Source organism: Nocardia sp. NPDC059691 (assembly GCF_042733915.1).
Lineage (GTDB): Bacteria > Actinomycetota > Actinomycetes > Mycobacteriales > Mycobacteriaceae > Nocardia > Nocardia sichangensis.
In genome coordinates this window covers 653,713-673,466 of sequence record NZ_JBHWFB010000001.1, presented here as the reverse complement: position 1 = coordinate 673,466, position 19,754 = coordinate 653,713, and the positions used below count along the sequence as shown (strand labels likewise).

The 19,754-nt window shown below is 68.3% G+C and carries 22 protein-coding genes and 1 pseudogene; 14 read left to right on the top strand and 9 right to left on the bottom strand.

Annotated features, from left to right (window positions below):
• Positions 1 to 252: 252 nt before the first annotated feature.
• The 3 genes from ACFV2O_RS02995 to ACFV2O_RS02985 are packed head-to-tail and all read right to left on the bottom strand — an operon-like array spanning position 253 to position 2,443.
• Entirely contained in the window at positions 253 to 1,020 is a 768-nt protein-coding gene (locus tag ACFV2O_RS02995) for a glycerophosphodiester phosphodiesterase (protein ID WP_355073296.1), read from the bottom strand.
• Positions 1,017 to 2,051, bottom strand: a complete 1,035-nt coding sequence (locus tag ACFV2O_RS02990) for a DUF4328 domain-containing protein (RefSeq protein ID WP_379249757.1) — start codon at positions 2,049 to 2,051, stop codon at positions 1,017 to 1,019. The genes ACFV2O_RS02995 and ACFV2O_RS02990 overlap by 4 nt, the downstream gene beginning before the upstream one ends.
• A gap of 20 nt (positions 2,052 to 2,071) precedes the next feature.
• Positions 2,072 to 2,443: a rhodanese-like domain-containing protein gene (locus ACFV2O_RS02985; protein ID WP_379249755.1), complete on the bottom strand. Its 372-nt coding sequence runs from the start codon at positions 2,441 to 2,443 to the stop codon at positions 2,072 to 2,074.
• 517 nt (positions 2,444 to 2,960) lie between these two features.
• On the opposite strand from ACFV2O_RS02985, the gene ACFV2O_RS02980 reads away from it, so the two are divergent.
• A complete protein-coding gene (locus tag ACFV2O_RS02980; RefSeq protein ID WP_364434023.1) occupies positions 2,961 to 3,572 on the top strand; it encodes a hypothetical protein in 612 nt (203 codons plus the stop codon).
• Positions 3,573 to 3,630: 58 nt separating this feature from the next.
• Here ACFV2O_RS02980 and msrA read toward each other — a convergent pair whose 3' ends face one another.
• Complete coding sequence (gene msrA, locus ACFV2O_RS02975) at positions 3,631 to 4,311, bottom strand: peptide-methionine (S)-S-oxide reductase MsrA (protein ID WP_379249752.1); 681 nt, start codon at positions 4,309 to 4,311, stop codon at positions 3,631 to 3,633.
• Between the two features lie 189 nt (positions 4,312 to 4,500).
• On the opposite strand from msrA, the gene ACFV2O_RS02970 reads away from it, so the two are divergent.
• From ACFV2O_RS02970 to ACFV2O_RS02960, 3 genes are all read left to right on the top strand, one after another.
• Complete coding sequence (locus ACFV2O_RS02970) at positions 4,501 to 5,124, top strand: superoxide dismutase (protein ID WP_039794275.1); 624 nt, start codon at positions 4,501 to 4,503, stop codon at positions 5,122 to 5,124.
• A 310-nt stretch (positions 5,125 to 5,434) separates the two neighbouring features.
• On the top strand, positions 5,435 to 5,962 hold the full coding sequence (locus ACFV2O_RS02965) for a peptidase (protein ID WP_355073302.1): 528 nt from the start codon (positions 5,435 to 5,437) through the stop codon (positions 5,960 to 5,962).
• A 294-nt stretch (positions 5,963 to 6,256) separates the two neighbouring features.
• Positions 6,257 to 7,033: a TMEM165/GDT1 family protein gene (locus ACFV2O_RS02960; protein WP_379250123.1), complete on the top strand. Its 777-nt coding sequence runs from the start codon at positions 6,257 to 6,259 to the stop codon at positions 7,031 to 7,033.
• Between the two features lie 322 nt (positions 7,034 to 7,355).
• On the opposite strand, the pseudogene ACFV2O_RS02955 reads toward ACFV2O_RS02960, so the two are convergent.
• A pseudogene (locus ACFV2O_RS02955) lies at positions 7,356 to 7,571 on the bottom strand (TetR/AcrR family transcriptional regulator); the annotation flags it as partial.
• A 187-nt stretch (positions 7,572 to 7,758) separates the two neighbouring features.
• On the opposite strand from ACFV2O_RS02955, the gene ACFV2O_RS02950 reads away from it, so the two are divergent.
• Complete coding sequence (locus ACFV2O_RS02950; RefSeq protein ID WP_379249750.1) at positions 7,759 to 8,526, top strand: SDR family NAD(P)-dependent oxidoreductase; 768 nt, start codon at positions 7,759 to 7,761, stop codon at positions 8,524 to 8,526.
• A 57-nt stretch (positions 8,527 to 8,583) separates the two neighbouring features.
• On the opposite strand, the gene ACFV2O_RS02945 is transcribed toward ACFV2O_RS02950, so the two are convergent.
• From ACFV2O_RS02945 to ACFV2O_RS02935, 3 genes are all read right to left on the bottom strand, one after another.
• Positions 8,584 to 9,402 carry a class I SAM-dependent methyltransferase gene (locus ACFV2O_RS02945; protein ID WP_379249748.1) on the bottom strand — a complete coding sequence of 273 codons (819 nt, stop codon included), beginning with the start codon at positions 9,400 to 9,402 and terminating at the stop codon, positions 8,584 to 8,586.
• 172 nt (positions 9,403 to 9,574) lie between these two features.
• Positions 9,575 to 11,533, bottom strand: a complete 1,959-nt coding sequence (gene htpG, locus ACFV2O_RS02940; RefSeq protein WP_355073307.1) for a molecular chaperone HtpG — start codon at positions 11,531 to 11,533, stop codon at positions 9,575 to 9,577.
• A gap of 27 nt (positions 11,534 to 11,560) precedes the next feature.
• Positions 11,561 to 13,168: a TM0106 family RecB-like putative nuclease gene (locus ACFV2O_RS02935; RefSeq protein ID WP_379250121.1), complete on the bottom strand. Its 1,608-nt coding sequence runs from the start codon at positions 13,166 to 13,168 to the stop codon at positions 11,561 to 11,563.
• Between the two features lie 612 nt (positions 13,169 to 13,780).
• Between ACFV2O_RS02935 and ACFV2O_RS02930 the strand changes: the two genes are divergently transcribed.
• The 9 genes from ACFV2O_RS02930 (at position 13,781) to rraA (ending at position 19,219) form a co-directional block, all read left to right on the top strand.
• Entirely contained in the window at positions 13,781 to 14,425 is a 645-nt protein-coding gene (locus ACFV2O_RS02930) for a DUF6474 family protein (RefSeq protein WP_379249746.1), read from the top strand.
• A 14-nt stretch (positions 14,426 to 14,439) separates the two neighbouring features.
• Complete coding sequence (locus ACFV2O_RS02925; protein WP_379249744.1) at positions 14,440 to 14,976, top strand: hypothetical protein; 537 nt, start codon at positions 14,440 to 14,442, stop codon at positions 14,974 to 14,976.
• A 39-nt stretch (positions 14,977 to 15,015) separates the two neighbouring features.
• Positions 15,016 to 15,672 (top strand): YcnI family protein, encoded by a 657-nt coding sequence (locus tag ACFV2O_RS02920; RefSeq protein ID WP_379249742.1) that lies wholly within the window; start codon positions 15,016 to 15,018, stop codon positions 15,670 to 15,672.
• The gene (locus ACFV2O_RS02915; RefSeq protein ID WP_379249740.1) at positions 15,669 to 16,208 is read left to right on the top strand and encodes a copper resistance protein CopC; all 540 of its coding nucleotides are present in this window, start codon (positions 15,669 to 15,671) and stop codon (positions 16,206 to 16,208) included. Before ACFV2O_RS02920 ends, ACFV2O_RS02915 begins: the two co-directional genes overlap by 4 nt.
• Before the next feature lie 50 nt (positions 16,209 to 16,258).
• Complete coding sequence (locus tag ACFV2O_RS02910; RefSeq protein WP_379250119.1) at positions 16,259 to 17,167, top strand: CopD family protein; 909 nt, start codon at positions 16,259 to 16,261, stop codon at positions 17,165 to 17,167.
• A 102-nt stretch (positions 17,168 to 17,269) separates the two neighbouring features.
• Positions 17,270 to 17,725, top strand: coding sequence for an SRPBCC family protein (locus ACFV2O_RS02905; RefSeq protein WP_355073317.1), 456 nt, complete (start codon positions 17,270 to 17,272; stop codon positions 17,723 to 17,725).
• Between the two features lie 74 nt (positions 17,726 to 17,799).
• Positions 17,800 to 18,174: a DUF5313 family protein gene (locus ACFV2O_RS02900; protein ID WP_355073318.1), complete on the top strand. Its 375-nt coding sequence runs from the start codon at positions 17,800 to 17,802 to the stop codon at positions 18,172 to 18,174.
• Positions 18,175 to 18,224: 50 nt separating this feature from the next.
• A complete protein-coding gene (locus ACFV2O_RS02895) occupies positions 18,225 to 18,590 on the top strand; it encodes a DUF5313 family protein (RefSeq protein WP_379249737.1) in 366 nt (121 codons plus the stop codon).
• 140 nt (positions 18,591 to 18,730) lie between these two features.
• Positions 18,731 to 19,219 (top strand): ribonuclease E activity regulator RraA, encoded by a 489-nt coding sequence (rraA, locus tag ACFV2O_RS02890; RefSeq protein WP_379249735.1) that lies wholly within the window; start codon positions 18,731 to 18,733, stop codon positions 19,217 to 19,219.
• A 52-nt stretch (positions 19,220 to 19,271) separates the two neighbouring features.
• Here rraA and ACFV2O_RS02885 read toward each other — a convergent pair whose 3' ends face one another.
• A complete protein-coding gene (locus ACFV2O_RS02885) occupies positions 19,272 to 19,490 on the bottom strand; it encodes an RNA-binding S4 domain-containing protein (protein WP_039794186.1) in 219 nt (72 codons plus the stop codon).
• Positions 19,491 to 19,754: the final 264 nt, after the last annotated feature.

Genomic DNA, 19,754 nt, shown 5'->3' with positions numbered 1-19,754 from the left:
GGTCTTTTTGGGGGGGCAGGCGGCGCCCACTCGCCCGCGCGCGGGGCCGCGAACGGCGCATGCTCGGTCTCGCTTCGCTCGAAACCGGGGGTTGAGGTGGCGTGGTCGCGTCAGGGCGCGATTGCGCAAACTACTTTCACCGGGTGGGCGTGGCGCACCGCACCGTATTCCGCTCTCCTCGAGGCGTGCGTCGCAGCGACGGACGATCGAGGATTTGTGGAAGCCACGACAACCCCTTCCGGCGGAACCGGGTCAGGCGGCGGGGAGCAGGGACTTGGTGCGGCCGGGGTGGTTCGTGGCGATCCAGCTGACGCCGAGGTCGGCGCACAGTTGGACGTCGTCGGGGTCGTCGACGGTCCAGCAGTAGGTGGCGCGGCCGGCGGCGGCGGCCTTGTCGACCAGGTCGGGGTGCTCGCGCAGTGTTTTCACCGAGGGGCCGACGGCTGTGGCGCCGACGGTGGTGGCCGCCGATCCGCCCAGGTAGCGCGACGATTCGCCGAGCAGGACGGTGGGCAGCAGCGGGGCGGCGCGGCGGATGCGCCACACGGCGGTGGCCGCGAACGACATGACGACCGCGCGGGAATGATCCGCCGAGGCGGGGGTGGCGATGCCGAAGCGCTGGAGCTCGGCGAGCAGCTTGTTCTCCACCAGCGCGCCGTAGCGGACCGGGTGCTTGGTCTCGATGAACAGCTTGGTCGGCCTGCTACGCCAGTCCAGCACCAGGCTGATCAGCTCGCTGAGGGTCAGCACCGAGGCCGGATCGCCGTCGGCGCCGAAATCCAGTGCCCGCAGCTCCTCCAACGTCATCTCGCTGACCAGACCGCTGCCCGAGGAGGTCCGGTCGACGGTGCGGTCGTGCACGCACACCAGATGTCCGTCCCTGGTCAGCCGGACATCGCACTCGACGCCGTCGGCGCCCTCCTGGAGCGCCAACTCGTAGGCGGCGAGCGTGTGCTCGGGGCGCGCCGCCGAGGCGCCTCGATGCGCGACGACGAACGGCGCGCGACTGCCCTGGCTCACTTGGCCATAACCTCCTCCTGCTCACGGTCCTCAGCACCGTTGTCCTCGTGCGCGTCGGCGCCCGCCTGTGCACGTCCGCCGGGATGCACCGGCTCGATCACCGGCACCGCGGGGTCGACCGCGATCAGCCAGCGGCGCGCGGTCCGGCCGCGACCGAGCAGGTCATGCCCCTCGATCGTGCGCAACACCCAGAGGGTCAGCAACGCGACCACGGCGGCGACCGCGTCGGTGAACGCGGTGAACAGCACCCCGTCCGCCTCGGCTTGCAACGAATCCGCGGTCCGCCACAGTAGCGCGGCCACCGTGACGAGGCCGCCGAAGACCCACGCGGCCCACCAGATCCGGACCGCCCGTCCCGTCCTGGGATCACCCTGCAACGCGGCCACTTCGCTCAGGAAGACCCCCGGCCACAACAGGTTGACCACCGGAATCAGGCAGCCGAACGCGAGCGCTCGCGGCGAACGCGGGTCGCGCCTGCCCGTGGCGGCGTAGGCCGAGCGCCTGATCTCGATCAGTCTTCCGACCGTGGCCGCGGCCGCCAGCAGCGCGAGCACGACCGCGAGCACTCCGGCGCCGATCACGAACGCGTCGGAGGCGAAGAGGACGGCGGGGTGGATCAGGCGCGTCCGGTTGCGCAGCAACACCCCGTAGCGCGCCAGTTCGGCGACGGCCGCGAGTCCGAAGACGACGGCGGTCGCGACGAGCAGTCTGATCACCGAGTGGGTCAACTTGCCGAACGGGCGACGCGCCGCGCCGCCCGCGTGCGGTGGCGGGTCGATCAGGCCCCAGCGCGGGATCTGCGTGTACCGAGGCGTGCGGCTCGGCGGGGCCGGTCGGACGGACGACTGCGCTCGCCGACCTCGCTGGTCGGGCTTGCGCGCCACCCAGCGGTAGTTGCGACGGTCGGCGGGCGCGTCGATCGGCCCCGGCGAGAGGAGTACGCCGCGGCAGCGCGGGCACCAGTGCATCGGCGCCCCTTGCACGGCCCAGCGCGCACCGCAGCGCGCACAAGGTTGCACCACCGTACTCACCCGCGCACCTCGTTCTTTCGTCAGTAGATCTTCGCCTCGTGGTCGCCCTCCGCGACCAGCGGGCGGCCGGCGTGCTGCCATGCCACCATGCCCCCGTTGACCTGGATGGCCTCATAGCCGATGTGCGTGAGATATTCGACCACCTGAAGCGACCGACCGCCCTGCCTGCAGATGATGTAGAGATCCGCGTCGTACTCCAGCTCGTCGATCCGGGCGGGAACGTCGACCATCGGGATGTGGATCGCGCCCGGGGCGTGTCCGAGCCGCCACTCGTCGTCCTCACGGACGTCGAGGAGGATCGATCGCGGCGTGTCGGCCGACGCGGGCGCGCTGCTGTCGAATTCGGCAGGCACGTCCTCCACCGTGACCGACGGAACGTGGGGGCTCGTCACAGATTCGATCCTGCCATGCGTGGCGGACCGCCGTGCAGTTCCATGCCAGGGGAGCGACCTCGACAGGGAGCCACGACTTCGGGTATGTTCTCCCCTCCGGAACTCGACCGCGCACCCGCCCGATGCTGGTTGTGCATAACTCGGGCGAAGTTATCCACATAATCCACAGCTCGATCCACAAGGCGCAGGTGTCGAAGGCGTTTCGCCGGATTGAACCGGCTTTCTAGCAACTGATCAGCTATCGACCTGCTGTCGTTGCGAACTCTTGGTCCGTTCTCGGCGCGCTTTACCTGATCGAAGTACGGATCAGCCCCTAACGGTCGAGCGATGCGAATGGCCGATCCGGGACTCCCCTCCATACCAATCCCGGAGCGGCCATTCGTCGCCGACATCGGAACCCGCGGCCGAAGAGGGTCCGATATCTACTTGGACGGCGCCGAGGCGCATTCGGTTCCATCGAATCCAGAACGCCGCCGAAATCCCGCGATCCGGCAAAGACGATCGGTAGCCTGGGCGCATGAACGTGAGCAGGGGGCTACGCCACGGAATGGACATCGCAGGGCTCAATATCGCGTTGTCCGAGGCCACGTGCCTCGGCCTCGCGATCGACGAGGCCGCCGCAGAACTGCGACTCGACCTCGAAGTGCTGACTCTTCCCGAACGCGGAACGGCGGCGGAGGACTATCGGGTGCAGGTGACGTTCACCGGCGTGAGCCGGGTCGCCGCGTCACTGCGGACGCAGCATTGGGACGACCTGGAACCCAGGGTGCTGCCGCTGCGACTGGAAGGCCTGGACGAGGCGATCCGTAGTTTCGGCGGCGGGCGGCTGCACGGTTGGGAGTTCATCGATCTCGACGACAGCAGTTGGGCGCTGTGGAGCGAGTTGCTCAGCTTCGACACCCGCATCGGTGATCGCGAATCCGCACACGTTCTGGAGTTCTCCCAGGAGGAGGGCATCGATCCGCGCGAATTGGACGTCCGAGTGTGGTTCGACGGCATCACCGTGTACGACGCGCGGGGCAAGCAGATCCCGCTGGCCGACTTCGTCGCGGGCGGCGCGCGGTGGTGGCGGGCGCACGATGCGGGCGACCCGCGAGCCAGTCGTCCGGGAATCGCGCCGCCGCTCTGATCGCCGAACCGTCGCGAGTGAACCGCACATTCGGGTGCGGTTCGTCGCACCTCGGCGCTCAGGCGCCCGTGCCAACCGGGCAACTCACTCCGGTGGCGTGGACGGGGCAGTATCCCCCGGGATTCTTGGCCAGGTACTGCTGGTGATAGCCCTCGGCATAGTAAAAGGCCGCCAGCCCGGGCAGCGGCGTGATCTCCGTGGTGATCTGCCCGTATCCCGCCGCGGCCAGCCGCTTACCGTAGGACTCGGCCGTCGAGCCGACGATGTCGGCCTGCTCGGCGCCGAAGGTGAAGACGGCCGAACGATATTGGGTGCCGCGGTCGTTGCCCTGCCGCATGCCTTGGGTGGGATCGTGGTTCTCCCAGAAGTGTTTGAGGATGCCCGCGTAGCCGATCACCGCGGGATCGAACACGACGAGCACCGCTTCCGCGTGGCCCGTCCGTCCGCTGCATACCTCTTCGTAGGTGGGATTCGGCGTGTACCCGCCGACATAACCGACTGCCGTGGAGTAGACGCCGTCGAGTTCCCAGAAGCCTTTCTCCGCGCCCCAGAAGCAGCCCATCGCGACGACCGCGAGCTGGAGCCCCTCGGGAAACGGCGGGCGGATCGGGTGACCGTTGACGTAGTGGGTATCCGGCACGTCGAGCGGTTCCGCCCGGCCGGGCAGGGCTTGCTCGGGAGCGACCATGGCGGGTTCGGGGAGGCTCAGACGCCCCACTAGTTCGTCGTACCACGACATGGTTCGATGCTACGCGTGCGTTTCCAGTGGGGCCGATGTGCGTGATGTGACGGTGCGCGACCCGCTAGATGTGAGCGGCGTCACCGGAATGCGCGGGCGCGGGCCCGAGTTGGAATCGACCGGGTGTACGAATGATGGTTGGCTGTGTCCGGAACGGGGCACAACCAGCCCGACATAGGAAGGGACAACGTGGCCGAGTACACGCTGCCAGATCTGGATTACGACTACAGCGCCCTGGAGCCCCACATCTCCGGGCAGATCAACGAGCTTCATCATTCCAAGCACCACGCCGCTTACGTCGCGGGCGCGAACACCGCACTGGAGAAGCTGGAAGCCGCTCGCGAGTCGGGCGATCACAGCGCCATCTTCCTGCACGAGAAGAACCTCGCGTTCCACCTGGGTGGGCACGTCAACCACTCCATCTGGTGGAAGAACCTCTCCCCCAACGGCGGCGACAAGCCGGTCGGCGAACTGGCCGCGGCCATCGACGACCAGTTCGGTTCGTTCGACAAGTTCCGCGCGCAGTTCACCGCCGCGGCCAACGGCCTGCAGGGTTCCGGCTGGGCGGTGCTCGGCTTCGACACCCTCGGCCAGAAGCTGCTGACCTTCCAGCTCTACGACCAGCAGGCCAACGTCCCGTTGGGCATCATCCCGCTGCTGCAGGTCGACATGTGGGAGCACGCTTTCTACCTGCAGTACAAGAACGTCAAGGCGGACTATGTCACCGCGTTCTGGAACGTCGTCAACTGGGCCGACGTGCAGGAGCGCTTCGCCAAGGCGACTTCGCAGGCCAAGGGCCTCATCTTCGGCTGAGCCTGTTCGGCACGCCGGAACCGGGTCCGCGAATCCGTCCGCCACGCGCGGCCGGATTCGCGGGCCCGTTCTGTTCTCCGGTGACGCGGACATGTTGCCGAGAACGCCACCCGCCCCGCGCGTATCCGGAGTCCCTGAGGTGGGGCGGGATCCGTCGAGTGCGCAGCCGGATTGCCCTCCTCCACGCCCCCGGCCGCCCGATTGGCACTCTTTGGTACTTGTGTGCCAGGTGACTCGTGGTTCATATTCGGGAAATCCACACCAAAGGGACGGGCAAGGTCGCCCCCGGGTTCGACAACGGGAGGCAGGAATGCGCACGAACGAACCGATCGGCATCACGCCGTTCCATTCGCGCGGGTCGCTGCGTGGCTTCTTGATCTCCGGCCGCTGGCCGGACACCACCAAGGAGTGGGCGCAGGTGCTGGTCCTAGCGGTGCGTGTGGCCACGTTACCCGGGCTGCTGACCACCTCGACGGTGTTCGGAGTCCGTGAGGACCTGCCCGACGACCCCGCCCCGGGCACGGTCGGCTTGGTGCTGGCCGAAGGGCCCGTGCTCGGCGACGAGGCCGTGGAACCCGGCCGTTTCGCCGACCATGTGCCACCGGCGTTGCTGATGCTGCATCCGCCGTCCGAAACCCGCCCGACGCTGCCCGAATGCGCGGGTGCGGCCTCCGGGTGCGTCTTGCTGCCCGGCGTGCCCCACCTGGGGCTGGAACACCGTGCCGCGTGGGTCGAGGCGGAGTCGGACGGAACCGTGACCTCGCTGGTCAGCCGGGTCGGACTGGACCCGATCAGCGATCCCGACACCGCGGTTCTGGCTATGCTGCTGGCCGCGTGAGGGTAACCGAAATTCCGCACGTGGATCGCCAAACTTATTGTGCGCATTGCGATTTCGATTACAGCGGGTTGGCACGAGCGGAACGTGGCGGTAGAGTCGCAAGCAGCGAAGGGGAGTAGCCCCCAATCGCACAGTCGACATACTGACCCGCCGAGCCCGCTCGGGCCGGGTCCGGCTGTGTGAACCGGCTTCCGGCCGGTGGGCGAGACCTTCGGCCTGGACAACCATTTCGTTGTCGGCCGGAGCGTCCCCATATCTCCGGTCGGCAGGCCGGAGACCTTGGAGCCGCCACACATGATCGCCACCGTATTGCTCACCATCGGCGTCGTCTTCCTCGCCGAGCTCGGTGACAAGTCCCAGCTGATGGCGCTGACGTTCGCGCTGCGCTACCGCTGGTGGGTGGTGCTCGGCGGCATCGCGACAGCCTCCGCGGCGGTGCACCTGATCTCGGTCGGCATCGGCTATTTCCTCGGTGCGGCGCTGCCCACCACGGCGATCGCGCTGATCGCCGCCGTCACCTTCCTGGCCGTCGGCCTGTGGACGTTGCGCGAGCACTTCGGCACCGGCGAGCAAGACCCGGAGCCGAAGGCGCCGAAAGTGGGCGGTGCGCCGTTCTTCGTGGTGCTGTCCGCGTTCCTGCTCGCCGAGCTGGGCGATCGCACCATGTTCGCGACCGCCGCGCTGGCCACGGACTACGACTGGGTAGGCGTCTGGCTTGGCTCGACCATCGGCATGGTCGCCGCCGACGCGCTCGCCATCGCGGTTGGCATTCTGGTCGGCAAGCATCTGCCGGAGCACACGATCGGCATCGGCTCGGGCCTGCTGTTCCTCTACTTCGGCGCGGCGACCCTGCTCGGCGCGACCGCACCGGCCCTCGGCGGTGTCGCCGTCGCCGGGCTCGCGGCGCTGGCTCCCGCGCTGGCCGGTGCGGCGCTGCTGCTCACGCGGATGGCTCGTCGCTCGAGTCCAGCGCAGCCCCGTACAGTCCGCCACCCTGACGCAACAGATCCAGCAATGGTTCCCGCAGCGCCTGCAGACCGCTCGAGTCTCCGGCCGCGATCCGAGCGGTGACCATCGACCCGACCGCCGCGGCCAGGGCCTGACAGGCGAAACGCTGCTGGTCGGTCCGCGCGTCGAGCACGGCGGCGATCAACTCGACGAATCGCTCCTGCAGCTGGGCCCGGCGCGCGATGGCGGCCGACCCCACCGCGAAGACCTCGACCAAGAACAACCGCGCGCTGGCCGGGTCGTCCACCAGATACTGGAGATAGGCGCGCAGGATCCGGTCCATCCGCGCCACGGCGTCGGTATCGGCCGCCCCGTCTTCCCTCTCGGTGGCGACGGCGATCCGGTCGAGCAACAAATCCACCGCGCGCTGATAGGCCGCTTCGAAACAGTCTTCTTTAGAGCGGAACTGCTCGTAGAACGTCTCCCGGGACACGCAAGCCCGCTTGAGGATCGCCGCGACCGACGTTCCGATGTAACCGTTCTCGGCCATGGCCTCCGCCGTCGCGACGAGGATTCGTTCGCGCTGCGAAGCGATCACCTGCTCCCGTGGCAGGCCGTGCCTACCTCGGGGGAGGCGTGCGCTGGTGGCCGATTCGGTCATTCGGTGACTCCGGGTGTTCGGTCGAGCTGACTGGGCTGTTCCATTCTGCTCGGTCGGTTCCGCCGACTTGCCGGAAAGGGCCCGCGCCGGAAACGAGTCGCGGGAGCCGTGCAGGGCCGTTCGCCGCGTACCGGTTAGGGTGCCATTGACGAAGGGCCAACTGGCTGTCACAAACGAGAGGACCATCGTGGAGATTTCGGGTTCCGCCGCCATTGTCACCGGAGGCGCATCGGGCCTCGGCGCCGCCACCGCCAAGCGTCTCGCCGATCTCGGCGCCACCGTCTTCGGGCTCGACGTACCGCAGTCGATCGAGCGCGCCGGCGACAACGTGCCCGCCGGGGTCACCCTCATTCCCGCCGATGTCACCAGCAACGACGAGGTCAGCGCGGCCGTCGCGCAGGTCGTCGAGTCCGGCGCCCCGCTGCGCATCGTGGTCAACTGCGCCGGCGTCGGCTGGGCGGGCCGCATCCTGTCCAAGAACGGCCCGCACGACCTGGAGCTGTTCCGCACGGTCATCACGGTCAACCTGCTCGGCACCTTCAACGTCATGCGACTGGCCGCCGACGCGATCGCCAAGACCGACGCCGTGGACGAGTACGGCCAGCGTGGCGTCATCATCAACACCGCCTCGGTCGCCGCGTTCGAGGGGCAGATCGGTCAGATCGCCTACTCGGCGTCCAAGGGCGGCGTGCACGGTATGACGGTTCCGGCCGCGCGCGATCTGGCCCAGTTCGGCATCCGGGTGAACACCATCGCTCCCGGCATCATCGACACCCCGATGCTCGCCGGCGTCACCGAGGAGTACCGCAAGGGACTCGAGGCGGGCGTGCCCTTCCCGTCCCGCCTCGGCCGTCCGGACGAGTACGCGCAGCTGACGCAGTACATCATCGAGCACGACTACCTGAACGGCGAGACCATCCGCATGGACGGCGCGCTGCGCATGGCGCCGCGGTAATTTCGCTCCGCAGTCCCGGCAGCGCGTGACCCTTCACCGAAGGGTCGCGCGCTGTTCTCATTCCCCCGGCTTGTGGCCGATGCCGAGGTAGGCCGTGGTGGACAACGGGCAGTGTGGCCGGTACTTCTCGGCGAGAAACGCTTTCATGACGGCGGCGCGCCGCGCCCAGACCTCCGCGCTCACGTTGTGGCGCATGAGCTCCAACGGGGCGCTGCTGCGCACCATGGTCTCCCACATCTCCTCGGGGCTGCCGAAGGTGAGCGCGATCGAATGCCGTTGGATGGACACGGCTTCGAAGCCCGCACCGCGCATCTCCGATTCGAAGACCTCCGGGTTCTCCAGGCTCAGGAAGTTCGGTTGCGGCTCCTGGATGTCCGGGTCGGCCGCGGTCAAGGCACCGAACATCATCCGCATCAGCGGCGAGTCCGCGATCGGCGCCCAGCTCGACACCACCGCCGTCCCGCCCGGCCGCAACACTCGGAACAGCTCGGCGAACCCACGAGCGCGGTCCGGGAAGAACATCAGTCCGAACATGGAGAACCCGGCGTCGAATTGGTCGGATTCGTACGGCAGTTCTTGTCCGTCACCCACTTGCGCCCGGATATTCACCAGCCCGGCGGCAGCGGCGTTCTTCGCCAAGCGCGCGATCATCGACTCCGCGAAATCGATGGCGTCGACCTGCGCCACGTGAGCCGCGGCCAGCAGGCTGAGCGTGCCCGGCCCCGCCGCGACATCCACGATGCGCGATTCCGGCGAGAGCGAGGCGAACTCGAGCGCCCGCGCCGAGAACGGTTGCATTATCGCGGGTGCGAACTCGTCATATCCGTCGGCGACGAGATCCCACGGCTCGGCGACGGCAAGCGGGTTTGCGGACATGTCGTGACGATCCTTTCAGGCATCCACATCTAACCGCGCCACCCGGGGGCGAACTCCCCAGTCCTGCGAATATGCCATCCCGCCCGTCACCGTAACCGAGAAATGGCCGAAACGCCGCCGACCGCACCGGCCGCGACCGGAGGACATTGCTGGTCCTCCGGTCGCGGATGGTTCAGAGAGTGCGAGTGAGCCGATCGGTGAGGATGTGGGCGAAGTGCGCCGGATCCTTGAGTTCACCGCCCTCGGCGAGCACCGCCGTGCCGAACAGCAGTTCAGCGGTTTCCGACAGCTCGGTCGCCGTGCCGGCGTCGGCCTTCTCCCGCTCGGCCGCGTACGCGTCGCGCAGGCCGGTGACCAGCGGGTGGGTCGGGTTGAGTTCCAGAATCCGCTTGCTCTCCGGCAGCGCCTGGCCCGAGGCGCGATACATCCGCTCCAGCATCGGCGTGAAGTCGAACACGTCACCGACCAGGCAAGCCGGAGAGGTGGTGAGCCGGTTGGTCAGGCGCACCTCCTTGACGTTCTCCTCCAGCGTCTTGCCCAGCCACGTGAGGACATCGGCGAAGTCCTTGTCCTGCTGCTCGCGCAGCGCCTCGGAGGCCTTCTTCTCCTCCTCGGTCTCCAGATCGACCTCGCCCTTGGCGATGGACTGGAACGCCTTGCCGTCGAATTCCGGTACGGAACCGACCCACATCTCGTCGACCGGGTCGGTCAGGATCAGCACCTCGCGGCCCTTGGCCTTGAACGCCTCCAGATGCGGGGAGCTCTCGACCTGCTGACGGGTCTCGCCGGTCATGTAGTAGATCGTGTCCTGCCCCTCGGGCATCCGCTCCACGTACTGGGCCAGCGTGGTCAGCTCGGTCTCGGAGTTCGTCGAGGCGAACGAGGAGACCTGGAGGATGGTGTCGCGGTTGTCGAAGTCCGAGAGCAGGCCCTCCTTCAGGACGCGGCCGAACTCCTTCCAGAAGGTCTGGTAGCCGGCCTGGTCCTCGGCGCCCTGCAGATCCTTGACCGTGGACAGCACCTTCTTCACCAGACGCTTGCGGATCATCTGGATCTGCCGGTCCTGCTGGAGGATCTCCCGGGAGACGTTGAGCGACAGATCCTGCGCGTCCACCACGCCCTTGACGAAGCGCAGGTACTCCGGCATCAGCTCTTCGCAGTTGTCCATGATGAACACCCGCTTGACGTAGAGCTGGACGCCGCGCTTGTGCTCACGGGTGAACAGGTCGAACGGCGCGTGCGAGGGGATGAACAGCAGCGCCTGGTACTCGAACGTGCCCTCGGCCTTCAGCGGGATGATCTCCAGCGGATCGTCCCAGCCGTGACTGACGTGCTTGTAGAACTCCTTGTACTCCTCGTCGGAGACCTCGCTCTTGGGGCGCGTCCACAGCGCCTTCATGGAGTTGAGCGTCTGGTCCTCGAGGATCGTCTTCTCCTCGGCGGCCTCGCCTTCGCCCTCGGTGACGGTCCGCTCCACCTGCATGCGGATCGGCCAGGAGATGAAGTCGGAGTACTTCTTGACGATCTCGCGCAGCTTCCACTCCAGCGTGTAGTCGAAGAGGTGATCCTCCTCGTCCACCGGCTTGAGGTGGAGCGCGACCGACGTGCCCTGCGGGGCCTCGTCGAGTTCGGAGATCGTATAAGTGGAGCTGCCCGCGTTCGACTCCCACCGGGTGGCGGTGGCCTCGCCCGCGCGGCGGGTGGTCAGGGTGACCTTGTCGGCCACCATGAAGGTCGAATAGAAACCGATGCCGAACTGGCCGATCAGCTCCTCGGCGGCGGCCTCGGACTTGGCCTCGTTCAGCTTCCTGCGCAGCTCGGCGGTACCGGACTTGGCGAGGGTGCCGATCAGATCGACGACCTCGGCGCGCGACATGCCGATGCCGTTGTCCCGGACGGTCAGGATCCGTTCGTCCTTGTCGACCTCCAGCTCGATGTGCAGGTCGGAGGTGTCGACGTGCAGATCCTTGTCTCGGAAGGACTCCAGCCGCAGCTTGTCCAGCGCGTCGGAGGAGTTCGAGATCAGCTCCCGCAGGAAGGTGTCCTTGTTGGAGTAGACGGAATGGATCATCAGCTCGAGCAGCTGATGGGTCTCTGCCTGGAACTCGAGTTGTTCGACGTGCTCTGTCACGGTCGCGATGGTACCGCCGTGCGCTGACTACAGAGCCGAAGGTGGGGCCGCCGCGTAACCCGCGACGGTCCCGGGCGACCGCGCATCGGGAACCTGCCGGAAATCGGCGAGACCGGCAACCTCCGCGTCGGCGCGGGTGGTCATCCATTCGCGCAGCACCTGGGTGGCGCGGACGTCGTCCTCGTTGTATTCCAGCAAACGGGTGCGCTGGGTCGCGTCGGGCGTGGCGCCGTCGTAGCCGACCGCGAGCCGGTACCAGCTCATCGACGCCTCGCCGCTCGCCTCGGGATCACGCCACGAGAACCCGGCGACCGGCGCGATCTTCTTCAACCCCTTGCCGTTCGGGCAGATGAACTGGTCGGAGACGGCTTGGAACATGTCCACCCATTGCGGTCCGTCCACGAACGCGCGCACCTGCTCCACCGTCGGCACGCCGGGCCTGCCCGCGAACCGGCGCGCCGATTCGTACAGCCACTTGTCTTCCGCCGTGCGCGAATAGCAGTACGCGGCAAACGTTCTGCCCGTCGCGGTCGCCTCGGCGCGCACCGTCATCAGCCAGGTCCAGAACTCGCCGAAAGAGCGGCCCTCGTCCTCGGTGGGCAACGGGTCCCAGGTGACGAACGGGCGGTACACGCCGTTCAGCAGCGTTCCCCACAGGTACGCGCCGTACTCCTGGAAGCTCTCCAGATCGACGTCGACCTCCACGTCCGCCCGCCGCACTTGCACGCTCTCGACCCGCCGCACCAGCGGGGCGCCGACGATCCACGCCCGCGCGGTGACCACGGCCTCGTCGAACGGGCCGTGCTGCCAATCCTCGGGCTCCTCACCCACCCACCCGGCGAGTTCATCGATGGTCTCGACGTTGTGCCTGCGCAGCACCTCGGCGCGGGAGCCGGGCGCCACCAGGCTGACGTCACGATGCTCGATCAGCCAGCCCTCGCAGCTCGGGCCATCGACTCCTCGCGTCCACCACGGGCACTGCCTGCACTCGGGCACCTTCGACGGGATGGTGGGCAGCTCGCCGCGCACCACCGCGATCCGGTCGGCGTAGCGGCGGTCGTAATCGGCCAGCAGCGGCGCCAGGTCGTGGACCAGGATGCGATCGAAATCGAAGCCGATGACGCCGCCGACCAGCGCGGGGCTGGCCAGGCCGTGCCGTTGCAGCATCCGGTGCAGGTGGGCGAGCCGCTGTTGGTCGCGGGGCTGCTGGCGTAGCTTGCGGTGCGGATCCGGTTGCGGGTCCCAGTGATACGGGTCCGAGGTGGTGGGGTGGAAGTCGGCGCGCTCGGGTTGACGCGGGTCGGTCACCTTGTGGTTCACCACAATGATCGGGATGTAGCCGCCGCGTTCGACGTCGCGCAGCAGGATCTCCGAACCTCCGCGCCTGCCGGTGTCCGGCTCCTGCGGTAGCAGTCCGCCCCAGATGTGCCGTGCCCCGATTTCGCACGCGCGCATCGTCGCTTCGGCGCGCTCGGCGGCGCGCAGTCCGGGATCGATCACCACCCAGGCATCGGGGTCCGCGCCGACCAGCGCGTCGCGCACTCGGGCGCGGTGTGCGACGGCGGCGTCCCGGCGCTGGCGCACGCCCGCGTCCTCGACGATCCCCGCCAATGCCTCGGGGTGCGCGGCGTCCATACGCAGGCGATGGCGGCAGCCGATCAGCGCCCTGGCATCGATGAAGGCGGCCGGCACGTCGGTGGCCCGATCCACGGCCGTTCCGTTGCGCTTGCGACCATCCCGGTCACCGATGTCCGAATCCACGCTAAGCAGTATGGTCCCTCCCCCCGACAGTGTTGAATTTCAGCGCTGTATTGGATTGGCCGCGACTTCGTCGCGGCGTGTTCGCGGCCCCCTTGTGGCTCGCGTCCGAGCGACCGCCGCTGGCGACTGCGTCGCGAACGCGGCGGCCACTCGGACGCGAGCCGGGCCGCGAACGGCGCATGCTCGGTCTCGCTTCGCTCGAAACCGGGGGTTGTGGTGCGCTGGGCGCGTCCGGGGGTTGCGGCGCGCTGGTCGCGTGGGGCGGTGACCCGCACATACGCGGTACTCACATTGGCGATCGCGTCGACCCCACTGCCGAGTCGCTCGGCTGGGATGGGAATTGTCAGGCGCCGAGCGCGCGGGCCGCACTACCCTCGCAGCTGACGGCGTGGACCCGATAGGGTAACGGCAAAGCGTGTGACATGGGCGGACGGGCTTCCCCGGCGTCGTACTGCCATGGCGAACCAGCATGACGGAGGGCCTTCGATGGGGTTGTTCACGAAGCGCAAGCGGCGGCCGAGCCGCAGGGCCGAGGCGAAAGCCCTCAAGCACAAGGCCGTGATGGAGGCCAAGCTCGTCGCGAAGAACGACCGCAAAGCGCGCCGGGCCGAGGCCCGCACCCAGCGCAAGGTCGCCAAGGCGCAGATCGCGACGTTCCAGGCGGAGGAGAAGGCCGCGCTGAAGGTGGCGGCCAAGGCCGAACGCGATCCGTTCAGCGCCGGTCAGGTGAAGAAATACCTCGGGGTGGCCCGTGTGCTCATCCCGGTGCTCGCTCCGCTCGCCTACCGCGGCGCGACCTTCCTGCGCGGACAGCTCGACACCCGCCGCGCCCAGCAGCTCGGCGTCGGCATCGAGCAGCTCGGCGACTTCACCGGACACGGCGCGAAGCTGCAGGCGCGAATCACGAATGCCGAAGCGGCGCTGACGAAGATCGGCTCGCAGGACGGCAAGGACAAGGGCGAGGCGCAGAAGTTCGTCGCCGCCACCAAGGACCGCCTCGGCAGCCTGACGGCCGCCGTGCACACCTCCGACCAGATGCCCGCCAATCGCCGCCGTTCCGTGCACGCGTCGATCTCCCACGAGCTGTCCGGGATCGAGTCGGACATCCTGGCCCGGCTCGGCGTGCGCTGAGTTTCCTCGTCCCGATGTCTCCGCACCCGATCACCGGCCACCTGCGTGGCGGCCTGGTCGGCGTGCTGGTCGGCGTGCTCGCCGTCGCCGCACACGGTGCGGCGGGTGGCGGTGCGCCGGGCTCCACCGAGCTGACGCTGCTGTTGCTGATCGCCGCCGGAGTCGGCTCGGCCGCGGGAACCGCGCGAGCGTGCCTGCGCCCGTCCGTCGTGGCCGGGCTGCTCGGCGCGGGCCAGCTGCTGAGCCATGCCGCGCTGTCGGTGCTGGTCGACCACGACCATTCCGGAACCACGCACGCCACAACGACTTCCCCGCTGCCGACCGGATGGATGCTGCTCGCGCACACCGTCGCGACGGTCGGTTGCGCGGCACTGATCGTCCTCGCCGAGCGGCTTTTCGCCGCCGCCTCCGGTGCACTGCGCGTGATACTCGCTCCGCCGCGGCGGATGCGAATCGCCGGCGCGCCGTTCTGGGCTGATTCCGGCCTTCCGCCCTATCGCTGTGCTGCGCTGGGTGCGCTCGGTCCTCGCGCGCCGCCGGTGTCGGTCTGATCCTCCGACACCCATTCCTCTCGCACAGGAGACTTCAGCATGTCCAACTCGATTTCGCGCGCCGTCACGACGACGGTCGCCACAACGGCGCTCGTTCTGCTCGCGGGCGGCGCCGCCGCGGCACACGTCACGGTGGACGCGCCCGGCGCGGCGCAAGGCGGATACGCCGTCGCCACCTTCCGGGTCCCCACCGAATCGGACACCGCCAGCACCACCGCGCTCACCGTCACCCTGCCCAACCTGAAATCCGCTCGGAACGAACCGATTCCCGGATGGTCGGCCAAGGTCGAACGCAACGACAAGAAGGAGATCACCGCGATCACCTGGACCGCCGATCCCGGCGCGCCGGGCATCCCACCCGGACAGTTCCAGCGTTTCGCGCTGTCCGTCGGTCCACTGCCCGCCCTGGATTCGGTGAGCTTCCCCGCCAAGCAGACCTATTCCGATGGCAAGGTGGTCAGCTGGGATCAACCGGTCCAGAAGAACGGCGACGAACCGGAACATCCGGCCCCGTCGATCACCCTGACCGCCGCGAAAGACCACGCGGACGGGCACGCGGTGAGCAGCGAAGCCGAAGACGAAGACGCCGACCACGAGGACCAGACGGCCCGCTGGCTCGGCGGCATCGGTCTGGCACTCGGCTTGCTCGGTGTCGCGCTCGGCGTCGGCAACGTGATCCGCGGGCGGCGCGCATGAGCCGCCGCCTCCTCGCCGCCCTCGTGGCGGGACTGTTTCTGCTCGGGTTCGGCATCGGCGCAACGGGAGTCGCCGCCGCGCACTCCGCCGCGACCGGCAGCGTCCCGGAGGAGAACGCGACCGTAGACGCGGGCCCGGACCGCGCCAGCGTCACGTTCAACGAGGAACTCCAGCCCAGCTTCCCGTCGCTCACGGTCGTCGGACCGGACGGCAATCTGTGGTCCAAGGGCGATCCGGTGGTCGAGGGCAAGACGGTCAGCGTCGCCGTAGGCGAGCTGGGCCCGGTCGGCGAATACACCATCGCCTATCGGGTGACCTCGGCCGACGGGCACCCGGTCAGCGGCAAACGCCATTTCACGCTGGGCAAGCCGGGCAACGGCACGCCGGGGCCGAAGCCGAACGCGAAGGCGAACGACAGCTCGGACGGCTCGGACGGGATCCCGCTGTGGGTGTTCGTCGTCGGCGCGGTCGTGTTGTTCGGCGGCGGACTCGCGTTCGCCTTGTTCGGCGGCAGGAGCCGCGACCAGAAGCGGTGAGCGACGTGAAGACCGGCGGCCGGGACGGCGCTCGGCGCGCCCCCGGCCGGATGCCATGGCCCGCGGTGTTGCTGACCTTCCCGGCCGGGCTGCTGGGCGTCGTACTCGCCTGGGTCCTGATCCTTCCCGGACCGCTGCCGGGGGAGGCCGTGGTCCGGGTGGTCGCCGACGGTGTCGGGGCCACCGCGCTCGGGTTGGCCGCGCTGCCCAGAGTGGCGCCGCGCGCGCGGACACCGTGGCGGCTGCTCGCGGTGCTCGCCGGCATCTGGGCGGTGGCCGAATTCGCCGTGCTGGTCTTCGAGGCCGCTGAGGTGGTCGGCGTTCCGGTGAGCCGACTCGGCGCAGGAGAGTTCGGCACCTATCTGGTCGACGTCAGCGGCGGGCAGGTCGGGATCGCGATCCTGGTCGGCGTCGCGACGGTGGCCGGTGGATCGGCGCTGGCCTTCCGGCGGCCCGAGTCCGCCTCCGCCGATCTGGTGCTGGTGTTCGCGGCGGTCGCGCTGGCGTTGCGGCCGATCACCGGGCACATGTCGCAACAGGCGTTCGGGTCGGTTCTCGCCGCGGTGCACGCGTTGGCGGCGGGCGCCTGGTTCGGGTTGCTGGTCGCGCTGGCGCTGGTCGTGCGGACCCGGGGCGAGTGGGCGGCCGTGCTGCCCAGGTATTCGGCGGTGGCGTTGCCCCTGGTGGCGGTCGTTGCGGTGACGGGGCTGCTCAACGGGCTGATCCGGGTCGGTGGGGTGGCTCCGTTCGTCAGCACCGGTTACGGCCGGATTCTGCTCGCCAAGACCGTGGTGCTGCTCGGCTTGCTCGCGCTCGGCTGGTGGTGGCGGCGCAGCTGGGTGCCGAAGGCGGCCGACCACCGGATGGACGCGAAGGACTCGCTGCGCCGCGCGGTAGCCGAGGTGGTCGTGATGGCGCTCGCCTTCGGCCTCGCCGCGACCCTCGCGGTAACAGCCTGAGCCGCGGCTCCGCGTCCCGGTTATGCGTACCTTCCGCCTTCGGTCCGGCCATGGGCGGGCTGAGGACGGACTACGTCCGACCGCACCCGTTAAGGTCTGCGCATGACCGAAGTGAAGATCGTCGAGGATTGCGTGGCCTCGGCGGAGTCCGCGTTCGCCTACGTGAACGACTACCGGAACCTGTCGCGGTTCCTGCACGGTATCCAGTCCTTCACCCCGGTCGGCGAGCAGACCGAAGGCGTCGGCGCCACCTTCGACGGGCACATGAAGCTGGGGCCCGCCTCGCTGAAGTCGCGGATCCGCGTGATCCGCTGGGAGAGGGACTTCGCCATCGGCGTCGAGTCCATCAAGGGTTTCGACGTCGAATCCACCTTCTTGTTCCACGCCAAGGGCGACAGGTTGTGCACGGTCGACGCGATCGTGGACTTCCGGGTGCCCGGCGGCTTGGCGGGACGGGCCCTCGGCAAGACCATCGAGCCGTTCGTCAAGATCGCCGTGCAGCACACCACCCACAACCTCGTCACCCAGATAGCGGCGTTCCACGCGCGCTCTGTTTGATTTGCCGCGACTGCGGCTCGGGCTGCCACCGGCCGTCAGACTGTAGGTGAGGCTCGGGCTGTCATGCTGGAGGGGTGAGTGCTACACCCTCGGTCGGACAGCGGATCGGTTATATCTTCGGCCGGACCCTGCCGGAATCGATGTCCGATTGGGTGCGGGAGGATCTGGTCGGGCCGGGCGCTACGCGGCGTTACCTGCTGCGGTTTCTGGTGCCGGTGCTTCCGGTGCTCATGCTGTTCCTGTTGCTGCCCGGCCCCCTGTGGATGGGTCTGGCGATGATGGCGCTGTTGTACATCCCGCTGATCTACTTCACCGTGGCGCTGCTGTACGTCTACCGGCGCCATCGGCTGATCAAGCATGGTCTCGACCCCGCGCTCGCGGATGCCGACGCCCGCCGCCGGGGCGAGCGTGAGCGGCTGGAGTACGAGCGCCGACACGGACGTGGATGACCCGCGTCGAGACCTGGCGGTGCCTTATATCACAGGCATAGCCTGGAGGCATGAAAACCCCCACGTTCACGCAGCGGATCGCCTACGATCTCGGCCGCGAGCTCCCCGAGGAGCTGCACGAGTGGGTTACCCACGACCTCGTCGGACACGGGGCCATGGAACGCTATCTCGTCCGCTTCATCGGGCCGATCATCCCGTTCTTCGCCCTGGTGCTGCTGTTCCCCGGGCCGATGCCGCTGAAGATCGGCTTGATCGTGATGATGATCGTTCCGCTGATCGTCTTCACGGTCGCGCTGAGTTACGTCTGGCGCCGCTTCCGCTTGGTCCAGCACGGCCTGAACCCCGACCTGGTCGACCACGGAAAGTGCACCGAACACGACCGCGACCTGTACGAACTGCGCTACGGCCACAGATAACGCCGCCGCCCCCGAGAAGTAACGCGCCATCGACCACGCGTGAGGACAGCCGACGCGCCATCGAGCTAAGCCTGACGCTCGGACGCGAGCCATAGGGGGCCGCGAACACCCAGCGCCGCGGGCGCTGGAAAATAAACGCCATGACGGAATCGCAGAATGTAATCGCCACCGCAGATCTGGCCGACGAGATCGGCCCGGAGATCCGCAGCTGCGACACGCAGTTCATCCAGTTCGGCGGGCGGGCGGCATTCTCCGGACGCATCACCACGATCCGTTGCTTCCAGGACAATCTGCTGGTCAAGCAGACGCTCGGCGAGCAGGGCGAGGGTAAGGTGCTGGTGGTGGACGGCGGTGCGAGCGTGCACACGGCGCTGGTCGGCGACATCATCGCCGGGCGCGGCGTGGAGAACGGCTGGGCGGGCGTCATCGTCAACGGCGCCGTTCGCGACTCCGCCATCCTGCGCACCCTGGACATCGGCATCAAGGCGCTGGGCACCAACCCGCGCAAGAGCACCCAGACCGGTAGCGGCGACCGCGACGTACCGGTCGAGTTCGGCGGGGTCACCTTCGTTCCCGGCGACATGCTCTACAGCGACCACGACGGCATCGTGGTACGCGCCGAGGATTGAGCCGGTGCGGCGGCGCGCCCGAATCCGCCCGTTCGCCGCCACCCGGCGGCGATCAGGCGGACACGATCGCCTTGTGACCGGCGAGCGCGACCACATCACCGATGTGCAGTTGCCGCCCGCGCCGCAGTTCCACCTCGTCGTTCACCCGCACCAATCCGGCGGCGATCACCGTCTTCGCCTCCGAACCCGAATCGATCAGGTTGGCCAGCTTCAGAAACTGGCCGAGCCGAATAACGTCGTCATCGATCGGTACTTCGACTGGTTCCGACATGGGGTAAATACTTACTACCCCATCCGAACTCGCCGAACACCGCCCCAGGTCCCCAGCGATCTCCGGGCAACTATGCCGCACTCCCGCTCCGCGCAGAAATCGGAACGTCTCTACCGTATGCAACGAATTCACACCGATTTGGTCGGCCGCTCCGCCCAGGTCAGCGCGGAATCACAAAAGTTCGTCGTCGAGCCTTCTCGGCGGCGAACACGCCGCGCTCGAGTCCGGACCGTACAAACACCGCACAAACACGCGCGCCGCAGG

Bases quoted from the DNA above. Each gene is read 5' to 3' on its own strand.
- msrA (WP_379249752.1), bottom strand. From the start codon at position 4,311: ATGTCGTGGTACGACGAACTAGTGGGGCGTCTGAGCCTCCCCGAACCC.
- ACFV2O_RS02930 (WP_379249746.1), top strand. From the start codon at position 13,781: ATGGGGTTGTTCACGAAGCGCAAGCGGCGGCCGAGCCGCAGGGCCGAG.
- ACFV2O_RS02895 (WP_379249737.1), top strand. From the start codon at position 18,225: ATGAAAACCCCCACGTTCACGCAGCGGATCGCCTACGATCTCGGCCGC.
- ACFV2O_RS02905 (WP_355073317.1), top strand. From the start codon at position 17,270: ATGACCGAAGTGAAGATCGTCGAGGATTGCGTGGCCTCGGCGGAGTCC.
- ACFV2O_RS02945 (WP_379249748.1), bottom strand. From the start codon at position 9,402: ATGTCCGCAAACCCGCTTGCCGTCGCCGAGCCGTGGGATCTCGTCGCC.
- ACFV2O_RS02960 (WP_379250123.1), top strand. From the start codon at position 6,257: ATGATCGCCACCGTATTGCTCACCATCGGCGTCGTCTTCCTCGCCGAG.
- ACFV2O_RS02915 (WP_379249740.1), top strand. From the start codon at position 15,669: ATGAGCCGCCGCCTCCTCGCCGCCCTCGTGGCGGGACTGTTTCTGCTC.
- ACFV2O_RS02965 (WP_355073302.1), top strand. From the start codon at position 5,435: ATGCGCACGAACGAACCGATCGGCATCACGCCGTTCCATTCGCGCGGG.
- rraA (WP_379249735.1), top strand. From the start codon at position 18,731: ATGACGGAATCGCAGAATGTAATCGCCACCGCAGATCTGGCCGACGAG.
- ACFV2O_RS02910 (WP_379250119.1), top strand. From the start codon at position 16,259: ATGCCATGGCCCGCGGTGTTGCTGACCTTCCCGGCCGGGCTGCTGGGC.
- ACFV2O_RS02885 (WP_039794186.1), bottom strand. From the start codon at position 19,490: ATGTCGGAACCAGTCGAAGTACCGATCGATGACGACGTTATTCGGCTC.
- ACFV2O_RS02935 (WP_379250121.1), bottom strand. From the start codon at position 13,168: ATGGACGCCGCGCACCCCGAGGCATTGGCGGGGATCGTCGAGGACGCG.
- ACFV2O_RS02980 (WP_364434023.1), top strand. From the start codon at position 2,961: ATGAACGTGAGCAGGGGGCTACGCCACGGAATGGACATCGCAGGGCTC.
- ACFV2O_RS02925 (WP_379249744.1), top strand. From the start codon at position 14,440: ATGTCTCCGCACCCGATCACCGGCCACCTGCGTGGCGGCCTGGTCGGC.
- ACFV2O_RS02920 (WP_379249742.1), top strand. From the start codon at position 15,016: ATGTCCAACTCGATTTCGCGCGCCGTCACGACGACGGTCGCCACAACG.